Source organism: Salipaludibacillus sp. CF4.18 (assembly GCF_051262595.1).
GTDB classification, from domain to species: domain Bacteria; phylum Bacillota; class Bacilli; order Bacillales; family Salisediminibacteriaceae; genus Salipaludibacillus; species Salipaludibacillus neizhouensis.
Genome location: NZ_JBIMEV010000019.1, coordinates 57,728 through 76,351, shown reverse-complemented (window position 1 = coordinate 76,351; position 18,624 = coordinate 57,728). Strand labels below are relative to the sequence as shown.

The window sequence follows — 18,624 nt, the reverse complement described above, 5'->3', positions numbered from 1 at the left end:
AAATGAATAAATATCGAAAACTAACGATTCTATTTGTATGTTTAGGAAGTGTATTCATTGCAGGTGGCTTTGCATTAAATCAGTATTATTTCTACTCATTAGCTATCGGGGGACTTGCATCATTTGTAACATCCTTGGTTGGTCTGTGGTTTGCCGTAAAGTGGGTACGGGAAGAGAATATATCGAAAGAATGAGTAGAATAGATTCCTTTGAGGAGACCGCGATGGTACTTATGAGAAAATACCTTAGTTTATCCATATTAGCTTTATTTTTTTTTCTTGGTATAGTTGTGACTGCTTTTAAAATGTGGTTCGGCATAATAGCTGTCTTACTTTGTTTGCTCTTTATGTATGTTTTTAATACCAATTTGCGTTTTATAACCTCCATATTTATCTCTTTTATCGTGAGTTTATCATTCTTTCAATTGATTAGCATATTCATACATAACTATAATTTATCCACAGAAGTAGAGATTCTTTTAAATAGAAGCCTGCTTCTTATTCTGGTGCTTGGAATCTTGTTAACGCACCTTATTCATAAAAAGAAACTTTCTTTTTTACACCGTTTGCCTGAGTGGAATAAATACATAAATCTCCCCTTTCATACGATTAGAATATCTTCTTTTCTGCTCGTGGTCTTCTTTGTCAATGTTTTGATTTTAAGTCTATTTATTTTCCAACAAGAAATAAATGATATTCAAACTATGTTATTTTTTGGGTTACTATTTTCAATTATAAATGCGACTCTCGAAGAATTTCTTTGGCGTGGCATTTTATTATCAAGTTTAGCGAGATATGTTTCTGTTTCATATGCAATCATAATAACAAGTATCGGCTTCGGATTAATGCATTTAGTTATTGATATGCCTATATTATTGTGTATTGTGTTCTCTTTTGGTGGATTTTTCTATTCTGTATTAGTTTTGAAAACGAAGAGTATTTATCCCACCCTGCTAATCCATTTCATGATAAATATGGGGATGGTTTTAAGTGGATGGATTGGCAAAGAAAAAGGTATTTCAACAGATTATAAACACTTATTGAAAACCTTCAATGTTTTCTTACCAATACTCTTTCTCTTCCACTTTGTTTTTATTAACTCCTTCTGTTCGTAAAGACCAATAGATCGAAACCATCATCAATAGGATGATAAAAGTGAATGGAAAAGCAGTAATAGTTGCAACTGCTTGCATTCCATCAAGTCCGCCACTTAACAACACAACGGAAGCGATCGCTGAAATTAACAGGCCCCAAATGAGTAGGACCCTGCCTTTCGGGTCTAAGTCACCTGATGATGAAAAAACACCGAGGACGTAGGTTGCCGAGTTTGCAGAAGTAATAAAAAAGATCGATATAAGTACAAGTGCAGCGATACTTAATATCAACGAACCAGGGAACTGATCTAATACTAGAAATAACCCAGATTCTGGTTTGGAGGCTACTTGCTCTGCCATGTTTGTTCCTTCAAATAAATCGTAATAAAGACCTGAGCCACCGAATGTCACAAACCAAATTAACGTCAATACTGATGGCACAAACAATACCCAAAAATGAACTCTTGCAAAGTTCGTCCTTTGGAAATTCTAGCGATAAAGGTTCCTACGAAAGGACTCCATGAAATCACCCAAGCCCAATAAAACAGTGTCCATTCTCCCATCCATTCATTTTCAGTGTAAGGTGTAGAGTTGTAAGGCTTAATGCCGGTAGTTGAGAGAAGTATTGTCCTAATGTGAGTGTGAAATGTTCCAGAATAAAGACGGTAGGACCGAGAATTATTCCGATAATCAATAGTGCACCAGCTAAAATCAGGTTGGAAACACTTAAATATTTCATGCCTTTATTTAATCCAGATAGGACGGAAATGATAAAAATGATCGTGACGACAGCTATGATTGTAAAATGAATAAAGTTGTTTACAGATATACCGAACAGCATGGATAATCCGCTACCAACTTGTAACGTGCTCATTCCAAAAGATGTGGCTATCCCAATCGTTGTTGCCACAATGACGGTCACATCAATTGTTTTTCCGGGCCATTTGTAAATTTGCACACCAATCAATGGATAAAATGCAGAGCTCACTAAACCAGGTAACTTCTTCCTGAATTTTGCAAAGGCTAATCCCAGTGCAACAATGGCATAAATACTCCAAGGATGAAATCCCCAGTGAAAAATACCATACAGAAGGCCTTGCTCAGCTGCTTCTTGCGTCATAGGTTCCGCATCTCCATTGGGAGAGGAGAAATGAGAGAGAGGTTCACCAACCCCCATTCCGGCAGCAAAAAGCATACCGGTCCATGTGAAGTAGGAATATTCCGGTTTTTCTTGTTTATCACCGGGCTTCATATGTCGGTAAGGTCCGAAGCCAAGAAATAAACAAAAACCGATAAATACAGCAGTTGATATGACATAGAGCCATCCAAAGTGTTGTACCATTTGATCCATGATTTGCTCCATTATGTTTGTCATGCCATCTGGTGATATAGCACCCCAAACAACAACAGATAAGACAATCATTACTGCTAAAAGAAACACACTTTTTTTCTTTAGTTTTTCTATCATATTCATCTTTTATTTCCTCCTTTTTTCTTGAGAAAAGTCCAACAAGAAACACGAACAGCGCAAGGCACTGTCCGTACTTAACTATGAAAGAACAAGTTTAATATTTGTCAATGGTGTCTGGTTTGTTTTTGATATTAACATCTACTGGGGGAGTACTAACTACTTCAAAGGTTGCGGAAGCAAGCTGTACTTTTTCTGGTTGCGCTTCGATTTTCTCCAGTATATTTGTAAATAGGGTATCCTTTGTTGATCTTCTAGCTTTGTATTCCACAATGTATCTTAACGTAAACTCAACCCAGTTATCGTTCACCGTCAGTGTAACCATAGGTTCGGTCGTTGCATCTTCAATAATGAATTTCCGTACCATATAATCCCAATGTTCTTTGGTTTGTTGACTGTAATCACCTAATTGATCAATAGCCACTTGACGAATGAGTTCTCTCGTAACTGTATAATCGCTGCCAAATTTAATCGGAAGGGTAATTTCATCCCATAAGAAAGGGAAATCCGTGGAATAATTATAAACTGGTTGTGTAAATACGAAACTGTTTGCAATCTTTACAATTCTGCCACTGTATAAATCTGCATCAACCCATTGACCTGTTTCCATGACAGTGGTTCGTAAAACGCCAAGATCAATTACATCTCCAGTTACACCACCAAGCTGAACTCTGTCACCGGTTTTAAACATTCCACCAACTAAAATAGTAAGCCAACCAGCAATACTGGCAATTACTTCTCGTAAAGAAAACGCAATTCCAGCACTGGCTACACCAAGTACAACGGTGATGCCGCCTAACATATCGCTGTACAAAATGGCTAAAAATATAGCTGCTAGAATAAATCCAAAAATATTCGTTGCTTTCCTTGTTTTATACCAATTATTCTGGTCTTTAACGTACCTAGTCAAGGTCTTTTTCATTATTCTAACGATAACAGAGATGATAATTACGCCTAACAAAGCGATGATTAATTTATAAATTGTCGTATTAGTGGATATAAAATCAAATAGTCCCGTCATTTTTGAACTCCTTTTATGTATTCGTATAATGGTGTTTTACCCTCTATTAGAACTATTTAATCAACGAGGTCGTATGCTTTTCGGATAATAAAGCAACAACATAGAAAAAAGACACTAAGTTTTAAAGTATGCAATGCAGTTTTTACTAAACATGGAAAACGTGTGATTAAAATCACAGCAGACCGTTTAGAAATGGATTAAAGTGGATCTATAGATAAAAACAAAATTTAAAATTTGAACCAACGTAATCAAAATTGTTCAATAATTTGTTGAAAATTTCGTTCTTTTTTTGTTTATTACTCGTGTATACTTTGATTATAGTAAATAAGATCAACGACATAAGCGTGTTGAGATCAAACTATTTTTTTAAAAGCATATGTGAATTATTGAGCAAGAGTATAAGGAGGTAGCAGAGTATGAAAAAACTTGTCATGATTGGAAATGGAATGGCTGGAGTTAGAAGTATCAAGGAAATTTTGAAAAGAGATCCACAGAAATATGAGATTACTATTATTGGGGACGAACCCCATCCTAACTATAATCGAATTATGTTGTCAAATGTTCTACAAGGAAAAACAGTGCTTAATGAAATTATCATTAATGATCTCTCGTGGTACGAAGAAAATAAAATCACACTCCTCACAGGAGAGAGGGTAGTTACCATTGATCGAACAGAAAAAATAATTAAAACTGACAAAGGAAATGTGGTTTCGTATGATGAATTAATTTTAGCTACTGGATCAGATTCATTTATTTTGCCACTTCCAGGAAAAGACTTAGAAGGAGTTATTGGCTTCAGAACAATCGAAGACACGGAAAAAATGATCGAATTCGCTAGAACAAAAAAGAAAGCTGTTGTTATAGGTGGAGGATTGCTAGGCTTAGAAGCTGCAAAAGGGTTGATAGACCGAGGAATGGAAGTCTATGTTGTCCATCTTTTACCGACTTTAATGGAACAGCAATTAGATGCACCGGCAGCTAGAATGCTAAAGAAAGATTTAGAAAAACAAGGCATGAAGTTTAAAATGGAAAAACAAACTGTAGAAATTCTCGGTAATGCTTGTGTTGATGGCATTCGCTTTAAAGACGAAGAAGAGTTAGCTTGCGATTTAGTCGTTATGGCTGTCGGTATTCGTCCTAACGTTTCGCTCGCAAAAGAATCAGGTCTTGAAGTAAAGAGAGCGATTGTTGTAGATGACCATATGAGAACTACTGATCCTTCTATTTATGCGGTTGGTGAATGTGCTGAGCATCAAGGGATTGCGTATGGATTGGTCGCTCCATTATATGAACAAGGTAGAGCACTCGCCGATCAGTTAACCGGCATTCAAGGTACAGGATATCACGGGACTATTTTGTCAACACAATTAAAGGTAGCAGGTTGTGATTTATTTTCCGGGGGTAAAATACAGGAAGATGATGATACAGATGCCATCGTCGTGCAAGACGCTGTCGCTAGAGTATACAAAAAAATATTAGTAACGAATAATAAAGTAGTAGGAATTGTTCTTTACGGAGACGCGAGTGATGGGAATCGTTTGTTTTCCATGTTGAAAAAAGGTACGGATATTTCAGAGTTTACGACTGCTTCCGTTTTACAAAAGGCTGGAGAAGAAGATGATTCTGCTATGCTGGCGGAAATGCCTGCTGAGGAGACTGTCTGTGGATGTAATGGTGTTACTAAAGGAAAAATTGTTCAATCAATATTAGAAGAGAGTTTAACGTCTTTTGATGAAGTGAAAACTTGCACTAAAGCAGGCGCATCTTGTGGTAAATGTCGCCCGGTGGTCGAGGGTATTCTTGCGCTTACTTTGGGTGACAGCTTCGACGCTGCCGCACAACAAAGTGGCATGTGTGAGTGTACACATATGTCTCGTGATGAAGTTGTGGCTGAAATAAAAATCAAAGGTTTTCAGTCACCGAAGGAAGTTCGTCATGTACTTGAATTTAAAAATCCTGAGGGATGTCAGAAGTGCCGTCCTGCACTCAATTACTATATCAGAATGATTCTTCCGACTTATTATGAGGATGACAAATCATCTCGTTTCGTAAACGAACGGATGGAAGGGAATATTCAAAAGGATGGAACGTTCTCTGTCATTCCTAGGATGTATGGTGGCACAACAACAGCAGACGAGTTAGTACGGATGGGTGAAGTGGCTAAAAAATATGATGTTCCATTAGTTAAAATTACGGGGGCAAGCAGAATTGGTCTTTATGGCGTGAAAAAAGAAGATTTACCTCAAGTCTGGGATGAGTTAGGAATGCGTTCAGGTTATGCGTATTCTAAATCTCTCCGTAATGTAAAATCTTGTGTCGGTTCACAGTTCTGTCGTTTTGGTACCCAAGACTCGTTAGGACTCGGAATTAAAATGGAGAAGGAATTAGAAATGGTGGATACACCGCATAAAATGAAAATGGGTGTAGCGGGCTGCCCAAGAAATTGTTCCGAAGCTTTAACGAAGGACTTTGGTGTCATTTGTGTTGAAAATGGCTATCAATTGTATGTCGGTGGAAACGGTGGTACTGAAATACGAGAATGTGATTTCATCAAAATCGTAGCTACGGAGGCAGAAGTCATTACTTATGCCAAAGCTTACATGCAGTACTATCGTGAAACTGGAATTTACGGCGAACGAACAGCTCCTTGGGTCGATCGATTAGGCATTGAAACAATTAAAACAGTGCTCGTAGATCAGGAACAAAGAGACTATTATGTAAATCGTTTTACAGAAGCTAGAGAGACATATCACGAAGCATGGAGCGCAATGCTGGCTAAAAACCAAGAAAAGAAAATCTATGAAGTGACGAGGGTATAATAGCTTAATACATGAAGAAAGGGTGATTATAGTATGAATGTTTTAAAAGAGCAGGTTCGAATAATGCCTTTCGAGGATTTGCCAATTTTAATAGGAAAAGAAGTGGAGATACATGGAAGCTCTATAGCATTGTTCCGATTAACGAATGGAGACATACGAGCAATTGGAAGCCGGTGCCCGCAAACAAACGGACCACTGGCTGAAGGAATCGTTTCTGGTGAATTTGTCTATTGCCCCCTGAAGGATTGGAAAGTATCATTAATAACAGGGGAAGTACAAGCTCCCGATGAGGGGAAAGTACCTACCTATAACGCTGAGATAAAAAACGGAGATATTTTCGTTTCCATATAGGTGGTGAAGGACGTGAAAGGATTTGTGTCATTTGTTGGCGCTGGACCCGGAGATCTCGGATTAATTACAGAAAAAGGAAGTTCCTGTTTGCGCGAGGCAGACGTAGTATTATTCGATCGGTTAGCGAATCCACGCCTGCTTCGTGTAACAAAGGAAAATTGTCAATTGATTTATTGCGGAAAACTTCCGGATCGGCACGTCATGCGTCAAGAAAAAATCAATGAAACAATCATTGAGTTGGCATTGATGGGGAAGCGAGTAGTACGACTAAAAGGAGGAGATCCTGCGGTATTTGGTCGTGTCGGAGAAGAAGCTGAAGCCCTGCAAAAGCAAGGTATCGACTATGATATTGTCCCAGGGGTAACCTCCAGTATTGCTGCGGCAAGCTATGCGGGGATTCCTGTCACACATCGTGATCACAGTGCAAGTATTACACTGCGCACTGGACATTCTTCGCAAAAAAACAGCGTGGAAAATCACAACCGTTATGAGCACGGAGATACCATCGCTTACTATATGGGTGTGAAAAATCTCGGACACCATTGTCAAGAGCTCCTGGAAAACGGATTTTCACCAGAGACTCAGGTGGCCGTGATTGAATGGGCAACAACTGGAAAGCAGCGAACGGTAGAAGGTACGTTGCTGACTATTGCTAGTAAAGTCGCAATTAACCGTATTGAAAATCCCGCTATGACAATTATAGGAGATGTTGTTGGACTGCGAAAGAAGCTGAAGTGGTTCGAAAAGAAGAAGATGTTCGGTAAACGAGTATTAATTGCTAAAGCTTCAGCCGGGGAAAGTAAGTTAGAGCGTTATTTCCTTGACCAGGGAGCAGTTACCTATGCGTATCCAACATTAAAACAAAGGAATAAATTGATTTCTTCGGAGTGGTTAAAGCGACTTCAATCAGAGGAAAAGATGGTTTTTTTCTCTCCTGAAAGTGTTCACATTCTGTTCGAAGCTTTCTTCTCTGAAGGTTACGATATTCGTGAGCTTCCAAAGCGTATCTTTTGTCTATCTGAAAAAACGAAAAGTGTATTAAAAAAAGCAGGTATTCGTTCTGAAAAAATTACCGAGCCGACGGTGGACATGATCCGAATCGGATATGGAAAAAATAAAGAACCAATAGTAAAAGATGCTAACTTATTAGTCACTCACACTCTCGATTTTGACCCAAGGTTCACGGAGATCGATCAACGTTTGCTTGAAGAAGAGCTTTGGGAAACGGTTATATTCCCTAGTAAGTCATCAGTAGACTGGTTTCTAGATGCGTTAATGTTACATGGGGTGAAGCTTAAGAAAGAAATAGGTTTTGCATACATAGGTGAAAGTGTGAAAGAGTATGCGAAATTAAAAGGTTTTCAACATATAAATGAAGAAATTCAGCAAGAACTAGAAGCAGGAAAATGGAAAAACCAGTGGATGATACCAAAATAGTTTGAGCCTTTTTATAGAGGCTCTTGCTTGTATGAAAATATGCTCACCGTTTCACAATGGTAATGAAATTAACTAAAAAAAGGAGAAGATGATGATGAAAGAAGTCATTCAATCATTTGGAAACACTGCAGCATTAAAGGTCGGACAAATGAACGCTAGTAAAAGGAAGTTTTTTGTATCTGGTATGATGGCGGGATTTTTCGTGGGATTAGGTATTATTTTAATTTTTACAATCGGAGGTTTATTGTCTCCAATAAGTATAGCTGCTACAAAGATAGTGATGGGAGTTTCTTTCGGGGTTGCCTTGAGTTTAGTTTTAATGGCAGGAGCGGACTTATTTACTGGAAATAATATGATTATGACGATCGGAACGTTAGAGAAACAGAAAAGATGGAAAGACACATGGAAAATATGGGGATTCGGTTTTTTAGCCAATTTCGCTGGCTCCATCCTTGCAGCCGCTCTTTACTTTTATTCAGGTTTATGGCAAGGCGCGACAGCTGATTTCATTACTGCTACAGCTAGTGCAAAAATGAATGCCCCATTTATGGAATTGCTTGTACGTGGAATTCTTTGTAATATTTTAGTCTGTCTAGCGGTTTGGTGTTCCGTCAAACTTAAAGATGATACTGCTAAGTTAATTATGATTTTCTGGTGTCTCTTTGCTTTTATTACATCAGGCTTTGAACATAGTATTGCAAACATGACGGTTCTTTCGATCGGATTAATGGTGCCGCATCCAGATACAGTTTCATTGGCGGGAATGGCTGCTAATCTTATTCCGGTTTCAATTGGCAATATGATTGGGGGAGTGGTGTTCGTCGGGGCAGCTTACTGGTATTCTATTTCGGATACGAAACCGAATAGAGCTAAAAACACAACGTTAAGTACAGTCAGGAAACAGGCTTAAAAGAGTTTTGTTGCTTTAAGGCTTTTCTTGCATCATTCTCATGAATACTCTTTTCTAATTGGTACATTCTACAAGTATAAACCTTTTAGGAAGAGAGGTGCCAGAAATGGAGTTTCATTGGATTTGGAAAGGTATCCTTATCATTTTGTTTGGATCAATTATTTTGAGAATTGCTGGACGAAAATCGATTTCTCAGATGACTGTGGCGCAAACAGTTATTATGATATCTATTGGAACGTTACTTATTCAACCTGTTAGTGAAAAAAGTATTTGGATTACCTTTCTCATTTGTTCTTTACTGATTTTCACACTTATCGTTGTCGAATTTGTCCAAATGAAATCTGATAAATTGGAACGTTTTTTTAGTGGACATGCGATTGTAATCGTTGAGAATGGAAATATAAAGAAAGAGAATTTAAAGAGACTTCGGTTACCGGTGGATAAGTTAGAAATGCGCCTCAGGCAAAAAAATATTCAGCGAATGGAAGATGTACTTTGGGCAACGGTTGAAACCAATGGTGAAATCGGCTATATGCTAAAGCCCGAGTTACAGTATGCAACAAAGAAGGACATCCAAACGGTGATAGAATTAATCGAAAAGAAAATGCCAATTCCCCCTGTCTATGAACAGGTTGTTCAGCCGGAAAAACCGGATAATATATTTAAAGAAGTATCTACAGGGAAAAATGTAAAATATGTACCAGATGATTTGAAATAGTTTTGGGTTTAGTAAGATATGAAAAAGTCCCCATTAAATTTACACTTAGTGACACTCACCAGATCAGATTATTCTGAGTGTCACGTTCCTCATTGTTTAGTGACTCTCGTAGCGACTACTTAAGATGAGTGTATCTAAAACTATTTTAGTTACATTCACCGCATATTTGCCACCTCAGTGTCACTAAAAAAATCACCGTCACTTTTTAGCAACTAAGACATACTCCAAGGGCTGAAAAATATACTATTATTGTATTTAATTTTAGTATACAAGCTATACAGGCTTGGATGGGTGGTTGCTGAATGAATGCTAATAAATATAAATTTGAAGATTTTAAAGGAGATTTAAATGCAGGTGTAATTGTAGCAATTATGATTATACCGCAAAGTATGGCCTATGCGATGATTGCAGGGTTACCGCCGATTATCGGGTTATATAGTGCAACAATTCCCATGATGATCTATGCCTTCATGGCTTCTTCGCGTCATGTTTCTGTCGGACCGGTAGCGATCGTTTCCTTGTTAGTTTTCTCCGGAGTGTCTCTGATTGAAACTCCAGGAACAGCGGAATATTTCTCGTTAGTTTTGTTGCTTTCCTTCCTATCAGGGATCATACAATTAGCCATGGGTGCATTAAAGCTAGGACATCTATTTATGAAATTACCGCACTCCGTAGTAAGTGGGTTTATTTCCTCTGCTGCAATTATTATTGGTTTCAGCCAACTTCCCCACCTTTTAAATATTCAAATTAAGAGTAGCAGTAATTTGTTTTCCTCGTTAAAAGAACTAGGTACCAAAGCGGATGAAGTTAATTTGCCCACGTTAATCATTAGTTTAAGCTGTATTACACTGCTCATATTTCTCAGAAACAATTTCCCAAGATTTCCAGTTCAGTTATTAGTAATAATAGCGAGTATAAGCGCAGTATATTATTTGAATTTACCCGAACAGAATGTATCTATTGTAGGAGAAATCCCAAGCAGTTTACCAAGCTTGACAATGCCTGTACTTAACCTTGAGATGATAAATACACTCTTCCCAATTGCCTGTACGATAGCAGTTATCGGCTTTGTTGAATCCATAGCAATGGCAAAATTAATTGCTGAAAAAGAAGGATATACTGTTAATCCTAATCGGGAAATTACAGCTCTAGGCTCAGCGAATATAGCAAGTGCTTTTTTCTCCGGCTACCCAGTAGCCGGTGGTGTATCCCGATCAGCGGTTAATCACCAAGCTGGCGCTAAATCGAGGATGGCCTCTGTTATTACAGCAAGTTTAGTTTTAGTGATTATTTTATTTTTGTCACCGTTATTTTATTTTTTGCCAGAGGCGGCGCTAGCCTCGATAATTATAGTCGCTGTTTACAGTTTAATTGATTTTAAATACATGAAAGAAGCTTTCCTGGAAAATAGAAGTACAGGAATGACGGTGATGATTACCTTTTTTACCTCCCTTTTATATGGCATTGAAAAAGGATTTATGATTGGTTTATGTTTTTTTGTACTTATGTATGCCGGGAAAGTTACCAAATTGAATGTGAGATGATCTTGATTTAATACTAAGGTACAAGGGTTCTCTCATTCTTTCTGGCAGAGTCGGTTTGTTTAGATCCTGCACAAGGGTCTATTTTTTTTGTCCTTGACAAGCAACTTGGGAAGATTTGTGAATAAATTACATCGAGGCCTAAGTTGTATAGGAGATGAGAGATAGTGCATGAAAGAAAACTAAACGTTGGAAATTATGGGATGAATGTTCGTTTTTATAACGATTCAAATTTCCAGGAGGTTGTCGTTTTAATTCATGGAATTCCAACTAACTCCCACTTATGGGACCGTGTTATTCCTTACTTGAAACAAAATTACGCTGTTTTAGCAGTTGAATTAATTGGTTATGGAAAATCAGATCGTGGTCCTGCGAATGATTTGACACTTCCAAAACAAGCACAGTATATCCTACAAGCTTTAACTCAGCTGAACATTTCGAAGGCCCATTTTGTAGGTAACGACCTTGGAGGCGGGATTGTACAAATTCTTGCAGTTACTCGGCCGGAATGTGTGAAAAGTATGGTTGTTATTGATGGTGTCTGTTTTGCCAATTGGCCACTTCCTAAAGTCGTGTCTATTCGGTATCCTGTCGCAGATGAATTTATTCCTTCGCCATTATTTATCGAACGTATGTTAAGAGAAGGGGTTTACCACCCGACCATGTTGACACAGGAACTAATCAAATTATTTACCGATCCTTTTAATACACCGACAGGTCCAGAAGAACTTCAACAGGCATCATTTGCTTTAGATCATCGTCAAACGGAAGAACTTGTCCCTTATTTGCCAGAAATAAGATGCCCAGCGACTTTTCTATGGGGACAGCATGACCGCTATTTAGTTCCTTATTGGGGTTTACTGCTGCATCAGCATGTCCCGCACTCCGTTTTTAAGATCATACCTAATGCAAGTCACTATTCCATGATTGATCAACCAAGTATCATTTCGATGGAACTACTCGAACACCTTTCTCGTGCTTGTGAATATGTATAACTCCAAAAGTTGTTACGAAAGGTGGATTTAAATGCGATTACCAGTGATTGATATCGGTCTTATGAATGAACACCTCGCTACACATGAAGGTCTCCTTGGAAAACTGGATGTTTATTTAGAAGCCACGTTAGATAAATTTTTAATGAAATTAATAACAGCACAACGGGAAATGCTCAAAGTTCATATACAAGTTATGTTGGAATTACTGAAACCACAAAAGAAGAGTGGGTTAATCTACCAAATGAAAATTTAGAAGAAGAGTTAGATTTATCATTGGCAACGGAGTCAACTGGAAATGAATTAACAAAACGTATCTCATTAGAACTTCAAGCTACTGCCAATTCAATGGCCAGCACAAATTTTAACTCCGCTTTAATGATGAAAAATGAAAATGTAAAGCAAGTTCATTTTGAAATGGCGATTCAACAAGCAACCTATTTAAATTACGTTAATTATTTTGTGGAAGAAAAAAAGTGGTCTATCTCTGTGAAAGGCACCCAGGATCAACAAAATAAGATCATTGAACATTTTAAACATCTAGTTTGAGACTAAGGTACAGGACTAAATGATAAAAATTAAAGTGATAATTCTTTAGCTGTTGAGACAAATCTCGACAGCTTTATTTATATTTCAACCGGAATTCGAGGATGACACGAGTTGCCTAGAAGTTTATTCTTAGCAAATTTCTCATAAAATTTTTAGATTACGGATAAAATAAACCTACATCTAAAATATGTGAAATTCATGTAGTGAAACAAGGAAGGTTGATTTAAAAATGGAACTCTCGGAACTTTTAATAAGACTAATAATAGCTTATGTTGTTTTATTTGTGCTTACTAGAATTATGAGCAGAAAAGAAATTAGTCAGATGACCTTTTTTAATTTTGCTTCTGCAATTGCCATTGGCTCGATAGCTGCAACATTAGCAACAAATTCAAATTTTAGTATTCGTAATGGGATTATTGCCTTATCTGCATGGGGCGCCTTTACTCTAATATTTGGATACATTGATATCAAGTCAAAAAGAGCTCGGAAACTAACAACAGGAGAGCCAATCATTGTGATCAAAGAAGGAAACATTATGGAGGATGCGCTTCGAAGCACTCGTTTAGATATGGATTCCCTGAATTCTTTGTTAAGGGACAGCAGCGTATTTTCTGTAAAAGATGTTGATTATGCTTTTTTTGAAACAAGTGGCAAACTTTCTGTCATGAAGAAACATGAAAAGCAGGTGATTACAAAAGGTGATTTAAGTATTTTGAAGAACATCTCTCTCTACCCCACATCTACGGAAGTTATTTCTGACGGAATTATTAATACAACCAATCTTTCCAGGTTAAACCTAAATGAAGAATGGTTGAAGCAACAATTAGATCAAGAAGGGATTCAAGATTTGTCCGAAGTATTCTATGGAGAAGTCCAGCAGGATGGGACACTTTATATCGACAAAAAAGATGATGACTTAAAAAGCTAATTGATACAGAAGAAAAAAAATAAAGGGCAGAAAGATCAGCCCTTTATTTTTCCTTGATTTTAGACATAACCACCAGCACCAACAATGATCAATAAAATAAATAGAACTACAATCAAAGCAAAGCCAGCTCCTGCGTATCCACCTGCATATGCACCCATATAGTAACACCTCCTTTATACTAGAGGATAGTTTAGCTTATGTTTGTTAGAAATATTTGTTATGGTTATCCGTCTGTGTTTTCAAAATAGGCTCTTAAGTACAGAAAAGTGCAAAGGGTGAGCCCCTTTGCACTTGCTTAGCAAATACTATTCGTTTAAATAATGATCATAATGGACATTTCTGTGAAATTGAACACTATCGTCACCTTCGTATCCATTAATACCTGTTGATAAAAATGCTTCAATTTCTTCAACCCCGCCAATGAGTTCTTCATTATCTACAAGGGAAGAATCTTCAAAAACCATCGGAAGTTCATTGAACCTGGCTACTGACTGCCAAGAATCTTCGGCATCAAATTGTGTCTCATCGTCAGCGTCATCAAAATTATATTTTTCGAATCCTTCAAGTACCTCTTCTTCCACCGGTCTAGAGTTATTCATATTTGATTCAGCAAATTCGACTTTTGTTCGTGCAGTGGGATTGGCTTCCAAACGTTCAACAGGGATTAATTCTCCAGTTGTTTCACATATCCCGTAAGTTCCATTATCGAACTTATCTAAAGAACGTTTAATATCTTTTAGTTGTAAAACGATATGTTCATGAAGTGCAATATCCTTTTCTCTTTCATATAACGCTGTTCCACTGTCAGCAGGGTGGTTGTCGTATTGGGATAACTCACCCGAAGAAACACTGGATGCAAAACCGTGCGCTAGTCCTAAATCATCAAATTCCTTCAAGCGTTTGTTCAAATTGGTTTGCTCTTTTTCTAATTCTGACTTTAAGTGGCTATATTTTTCCATCTAATTCTCCCTTCTTTTACGAATTGTGAGTGCTTAACTCATCTTTAGTTTTTCCTTTCTTTCCTGTGTTAGCACAATAATCTTTTGTTAATTAACTAGAGAAAAGTACCATTTAAAATTTAGGCATTGAAAAGAATTAGATTGTTAAAAGACAGAAAAAAGTAAAAAATAACTTTTTTGATCTAAATTTTACCGGAATAAATACAATTTTTAAGGTGAATAATAAACTCATCTTACACCTGTAGATAAAACCGTGATGCAGTCGGAGTTAGGGATAAATTAAATTACCCTTCTCTAAATACTGGAATTTTTATGCTATACTATGCTGAAATGAAAACGTTGTTTTCTACAATCTATTATTCTATTACTCTTAAAAAGGAGTTTTTACATGGAAATGGCAGACATTCAATCTTTGGCAATTAGAATTAAAAAAAATGTTCAAACCGTCATTATTGGCAAGGAAATGGTTATTGATCAATTAGTGATCGCACTGCTTTCCTCGAGCCACGTTTTGTTGGATGATGTTCCTGGTATGGGGAAGACAATTCTGGCTAACTCGCTTTCTCAGTCTATTTCCGGAAAGTTTAAGCGAATTCAATTTACACCTGATTTGTTACCTTCCGATGTTACCGGAATTCATTTTTTTAATCAGAAGCAGGGAGAATTTGAGTTTCGCGAAGGACCAATTTTTACAAACATTTTATTAGCGGATGAGATTAATCGGGCTACTCCCCGGACCCAATCCAGTTTGCTTGAATGTATGGAAGAACGGCAAGTAAGTATTGACGGAGAGACACATTCTTTAACAAAACCTTTTATGGTGATAGCTACCCAGAATCCTGTAGAAAGTCAAGGTACCTTTCCATTACCGGAAGCACAACTGGATCGTTTTTTAATGAAAATTGAAATGGGTTATCCATCGAAAGAAGAGGGGATCGCGATTTTAAAAAGATTTAAGCAAGGAAATCCTTTGGAAGGAATCAAAGCTGTAGCTTCTCAAGAAGAAATAAGAGCTGCACAAGATTTGTACTCAAGTGTCCATGTTTCCGATGATTTGCTGGATTACATCATTCAAATTGTGGAAGCAACGCGGAATCACGAGGAGATTGAGTTAGGGGTCAGTCCCCGCGGCAGTCAAGCCTTGCTGAAGGCGGTACAAGTACATGCTATTTTACAGGGGCGTAGTTTTGTATTGCCAGATGATATTAAAGCGTTAATCAAACCAGTTCTGGCTCACCGACTCGTCATTGATCAAATGAGTCAATTAAAGCAGGGATACGAGCATGAACTTCTAGACGAGATTATCAAACATATTCCAGTTCCTTCAGAGGAAGAGTTACTGAAAGGTGTCAAGTAATCGATGGCTCTACATACATTCATTTTTACAGTATTCGTACTTATCGCTCTGCAATGCGTTATTTTTTCAAATTTTGTTTTTAAAAATATCAGCTACAAGCGTTTTTTCAGCAAGCCTGCAGTATTTGCAGGTGAAAAAGTCGAGTTAAAAGAAATGATTGAAAATGATAAGATTCTTCCGGTTCCATGGGTTCGTTTAGCATCGAGGATGGATCCAAGCCTTATTTTTAAAAAACAACAAAACCTTAACGTTGAGAGCGACGAATTTTTAAGCAGTTTATTTAGTTTAATGCCATATCAAAAGATTATCCGAACCCATGAAGTGACTTGTTTAAGACGAGGATTTTTTCATTTCCAAGAATCGCAAGTAACGAGTGGAGATTTAGTGGGACTCATTAAAAAGTATGAAAATGTACAAGCAGAAAGTTCGCTCCTCGTTTATCCGGAAATCCTACCATTCAAGGAGCTTCCCATTCCTTCCCATCAAATGCAGGGTGATTTTTTTGTGAAACGGTGGATTGTTGAGGATCCTTTTATCAATGCTGGTGTAAGGGAGTACGAAGCGGGGGACTCCCTTCGCTCTGTTAATTGGAATGCTTCTGCTCGTGCCCAAACGATGCAAGTAAACAAGAAAGACTTCACGGCCGATTACCGATTAATGATTTATGTTAATTTTGACTGTGATGAGGACATCCGTCTTCCTGTAAATGAGACAGACCTCATCGAAAAAGCGATTTCCTATGCTGCTTCCATCGCTAATTATACGACATCGAAAGGGATTTCAACCGGCTTTGGTTGTAATGGGTATTTGTATGTGCCTGGTGAAACGAAAGATGTACGAAAAAAATCCGTTCGCATAGAACCGAGGACGGGAAAAATTCATTTTAATCAGATTTTAAAAACAATGGCTAAGCTGAAAATAGATCGAAGCATGCCGTTTCATCAGTTTTTAAAGGAAGATTTAGATCACAATCGAACGAAAACAGATTATCTTTTTATTAGCGCTTTCTCGAGCGTTAAAATAGAGAAAAACGTTCGTTTGCTCCAACGAAAAGGGAATACGGTTGATTATCTATGGATGACTGAGGTTAACAGGGCGATTGGTCCGGAAAGGGGAACGCTTTAATGGAGCGGAATACTATCCAACTGTTTGTGAAAAAATGGCTGTTAGGAATCATGGAAGTGATTGTAGCTTTACCGTTAATTATATATGTATGGACGGCTTTCATTGATCACGGAAATATGTTCGCTTGGTTGAGTGTCATTCTTTTCATGTTTCTTGCCGGTATTGTGTTGGAGTGGGTCATTCCAATTAAGCGAAGGGCCATGTATGTTTTTTTATCAGTCATAATCAGTTTTTTAGTCGCAATGTTATTGACGATAAACATGCTTGCTTTTATCCTAACCGGATTATTTGTGATGGTCATGATTATGCGGGGAATAGTATACGGAAGAGAAGAAATAGGTGATCCATTTTCAGTGTATTATTTACTCAGTGGATTTTTTATCTACTTTTTCGCCTTCTTTTTTTATCGTGAAATGGCAGATCTTGCTCCTTATCAAACGTTCCTCACCTGGTCCGGCATCATTCTAGTTTTATTTACACTCTTTCAAGGAAATCAACAGTACTTACAAGAAGTAATGCTATCAAACGAAAGAAAACCCTATGTTGCAAAGGTTGTACGTGTTAGAAATCGAATAGCTGTGAGTATATTGGTAGGGCTTGCTTTTTTAATTACTAGTGCCCAATACATAGAAGCTTTTTTTTCTCGAATAATTGTTTTCATCGCTTCTATTATACCGTCAGCCTCTGAAGAGGAAGTGCCACCCCCTCAACAGGATGATCGCAGTTTACCAGATATGGGTATAGGAGAAGAAACTGCGAGAACGTCTCGTTTTTTCGAGATACTCGAAACAATTGTGACATATATTGTTGGAGTAATTGTAATAATTGGTATTCTATTCCTCTTAATCATGATATATAAAGCTTTTCGAAAACATATTTTGGCTATGACAAAGTGGCTTTTAGCAGCCGTAACGAAATTAGGAGGATCAAGTGATAAGAAAGAGGAAGAGCTTGCCTATGTAGACGAGAAAATGAGCATTCGAGACTGGCGTGCATGGAGGAAAGAAAACAAAGAAAAATTGTTGGATTGGGTGAGTACACCTTTTAAAAAAGAGCTAAAAATGGATGATTTCCCTTCACGAAGAGAGAAAATCCGATTCCTATATCGTCAGTCCTTGAAAACGGAAATAAATAATGGGTATCAATTCCGTAAGGATGCTACACCCTTTGAAACACTTCAAGAACTCCAATCTGAAGAGCGACATTTAGCAGATTTTTCAGAGCAGGATTTAGCCGTGGTTTACGCTAAAGTCAGGTATGGAGAGGTGGAAGTTAGTGACAAAGAGTTTGAAAGTATTTTTCAAAAGAAGAGTAGTGAAAAATAGCGAAGCATGAATATCTAAGTAAGTTAATGCT

At 37.5% G+C, this 18,624-nt stretch carries 18 protein-coding genes and 1 pseudogene; 15 read left to right on the top strand and 4 right to left on the bottom strand.

Translation table 11 applies throughout. From position 1 onward, the window contains the following. Positions 1 to 194 (top strand): hypothetical protein (locus ACHABW_RS13270; RefSeq protein ID WP_435755758.1); only part of this gene is annotated, 194 nt, incomplete at its 5' end. After that, on the top strand, positions 191 to 1,114 hold the full coding sequence (locus tag ACHABW_RS13265) for a lysostaphin resistance A-like protein (RefSeq protein WP_435755757.1): 924 nt from the start codon (positions 191 to 193) through the stop codon (positions 1,112 to 1,114). The genes ACHABW_RS13270 and ACHABW_RS13265, both read left to right, overlap by 4 nt. Here the strand turns inward: ACHABW_RS13265 and ACHABW_RS13260 are convergent. Next, positions 1,061 to 2,516 (bottom strand): annotated as a pseudogene (locus ACHABW_RS13260) (BCCT family transporter). The gene ACHABW_RS13265 and the pseudogene ACHABW_RS13260 overlap by 54 nt on opposite strands. A gap of 142 nt (positions 2,517 to 2,658) precedes the next feature. After that, on the bottom strand, positions 2,659 to 3,582 hold the full coding sequence (locus ACHABW_RS13255; protein WP_435755756.1) for a mechanosensitive ion channel family protein: 924 nt from the start codon (positions 3,580 to 3,582) through the stop codon (positions 2,659 to 2,661). Between the two features lie 416 nt (positions 3,583 to 3,998). On the opposite strand from ACHABW_RS13255, the gene nirB reads away from it, so the two are divergent. From nirB to ACHABW_RS13205, 10 genes are all read left to right on the top strand, one after another. After that, on the top strand, positions 3,999 to 6,401 hold the full coding sequence (gene nirB, locus ACHABW_RS13250; RefSeq protein ID WP_435755755.1) for a nitrite reductase large subunit NirB: 2,403 nt from the start codon (positions 3,999 to 4,001) through the stop codon (positions 6,399 to 6,401). 33 nt (positions 6,402 to 6,434) lie between these two features. Next, complete coding sequence (locus ACHABW_RS13245; protein WP_435755754.1) at positions 6,435 to 6,752, top strand: nitrite reductase (NAD(P)H) small subunit; 318 nt, start codon at positions 6,435 to 6,437, stop codon at positions 6,750 to 6,752. Between the two features lie 12 nt (positions 6,753 to 6,764). Next, positions 6,765 to 8,189 carry a uroporphyrinogen-III C-methyltransferase gene (gene cobA, locus ACHABW_RS13240; RefSeq protein WP_435755753.1) on the top strand — a complete coding sequence of 475 codons (1,425 nt, stop codon included), beginning with the start codon at positions 6,765 to 6,767 and terminating at the stop codon, positions 8,187 to 8,189. A gap of 88 nt (positions 8,190 to 8,277) precedes the next feature. After that, complete coding sequence (locus ACHABW_RS13235) at positions 8,278 to 9,099, top strand: formate/nitrite transporter family protein (protein ID WP_435755752.1); 822 nt, start codon at positions 8,278 to 8,280, stop codon at positions 9,097 to 9,099. A gap of 106 nt (positions 9,100 to 9,205) precedes the next feature. Next, the gene (locus ACHABW_RS13230; RefSeq protein ID WP_435755751.1) at positions 9,206 to 9,817 is read left to right on the top strand and encodes a DUF421 domain-containing protein; all 612 of its coding nucleotides are present in this window, start codon (positions 9,206 to 9,208) and stop codon (positions 9,815 to 9,817) included. 302 nt (positions 9,818 to 10,119) lie between these two features. Beyond that, complete coding sequence (locus ACHABW_RS13225) at positions 10,120 to 11,361, top strand: SulP family inorganic anion transporter (RefSeq protein WP_435755750.1); 1,242 nt, start codon at positions 10,120 to 10,122, stop codon at positions 11,359 to 11,361. 164 nt (positions 11,362 to 11,525) lie between these two features. Next, a complete protein-coding gene (locus tag ACHABW_RS13220; protein WP_435755749.1) occupies positions 11,526 to 12,353 on the top strand; it encodes an alpha/beta fold hydrolase in 828 nt (275 codons plus the stop codon). Between the two features lie 31 nt (positions 12,354 to 12,384). Beyond that, the gene (locus ACHABW_RS13215) at positions 12,385 to 12,606 is read left to right on the top strand and encodes a hypothetical protein (protein WP_435755748.1); all 222 of its coding nucleotides are present in this window, start codon (positions 12,385 to 12,387) and stop codon (positions 12,604 to 12,606) included. 20 nt (positions 12,607 to 12,626) lie between these two features. Next, positions 12,627 to 12,899, top strand: a complete 273-nt coding sequence (locus ACHABW_RS13210; protein WP_435755747.1) for a hypothetical protein — start codon at positions 12,627 to 12,629, stop codon at positions 12,897 to 12,899. A gap of 229 nt (positions 12,900 to 13,128) precedes the next feature. Then, positions 13,129 to 13,827 carry a YetF domain-containing protein gene (locus ACHABW_RS13205; protein ID WP_435755746.1) on the top strand — a complete coding sequence of 233 codons (699 nt, stop codon included), beginning with the start codon at positions 13,129 to 13,131 and terminating at the stop codon, positions 13,825 to 13,827. Between the two features lie 59 nt (positions 13,828 to 13,886). Here ACHABW_RS13205 and ACHABW_RS13200 read toward each other — a convergent pair whose 3' ends face one another. Continuing rightward, positions 13,887 to 13,985, bottom strand: a complete 99-nt coding sequence (locus tag ACHABW_RS13200; RefSeq protein ID WP_110935431.1) for a YjcZ family sporulation protein — start codon at positions 13,983 to 13,985, stop codon at positions 13,887 to 13,889. A gap of 147 nt (positions 13,986 to 14,132) precedes the next feature. After that, positions 14,133 to 14,786, bottom strand: coding sequence for a TraR/DksA C4-type zinc finger protein (locus tag ACHABW_RS13195; protein ID WP_435755745.1), 654 nt, complete (start codon positions 14,784 to 14,786; stop codon positions 14,133 to 14,135). 388 nt (positions 14,787 to 15,174) lie between these two features. Here ACHABW_RS13195 and ACHABW_RS13190 point away from each other — a divergent pair, with 388 nt between their 5' ends. From ACHABW_RS13190 to ACHABW_RS13180, 3 genes are read left to right on the top strand one after another with little or no spacing between them, the layout of a single operon-like run. Further along, positions 15,175 to 16,143 carry an AAA family ATPase gene (locus tag ACHABW_RS13190; protein ID WP_435755744.1) on the top strand — a complete coding sequence of 323 codons (969 nt, stop codon included), beginning with the start codon at positions 15,175 to 15,177 and terminating at the stop codon, positions 16,141 to 16,143. 3 nt (positions 16,144 to 16,146) lie between these two features. Then, the gene (locus ACHABW_RS13185) at positions 16,147 to 17,268 is read left to right on the top strand and encodes a DUF58 domain-containing protein (protein WP_435755743.1); all 1,122 of its coding nucleotides are present in this window, start codon (positions 16,147 to 16,149) and stop codon (positions 17,266 to 17,268) included. Beyond that, positions 17,268 to 18,593: a hypothetical protein gene (locus ACHABW_RS13180; protein ID WP_435755742.1), complete on the top strand. Its 1,326-nt coding sequence runs from the start codon at positions 17,268 to 17,270 to the stop codon at positions 18,591 to 18,593. Before ACHABW_RS13185 ends, ACHABW_RS13180 begins: the two co-directional genes overlap by 1 nt. The last annotated feature ends 31 nt before the right edge of the window (positions 18,594 to 18,624 follow it).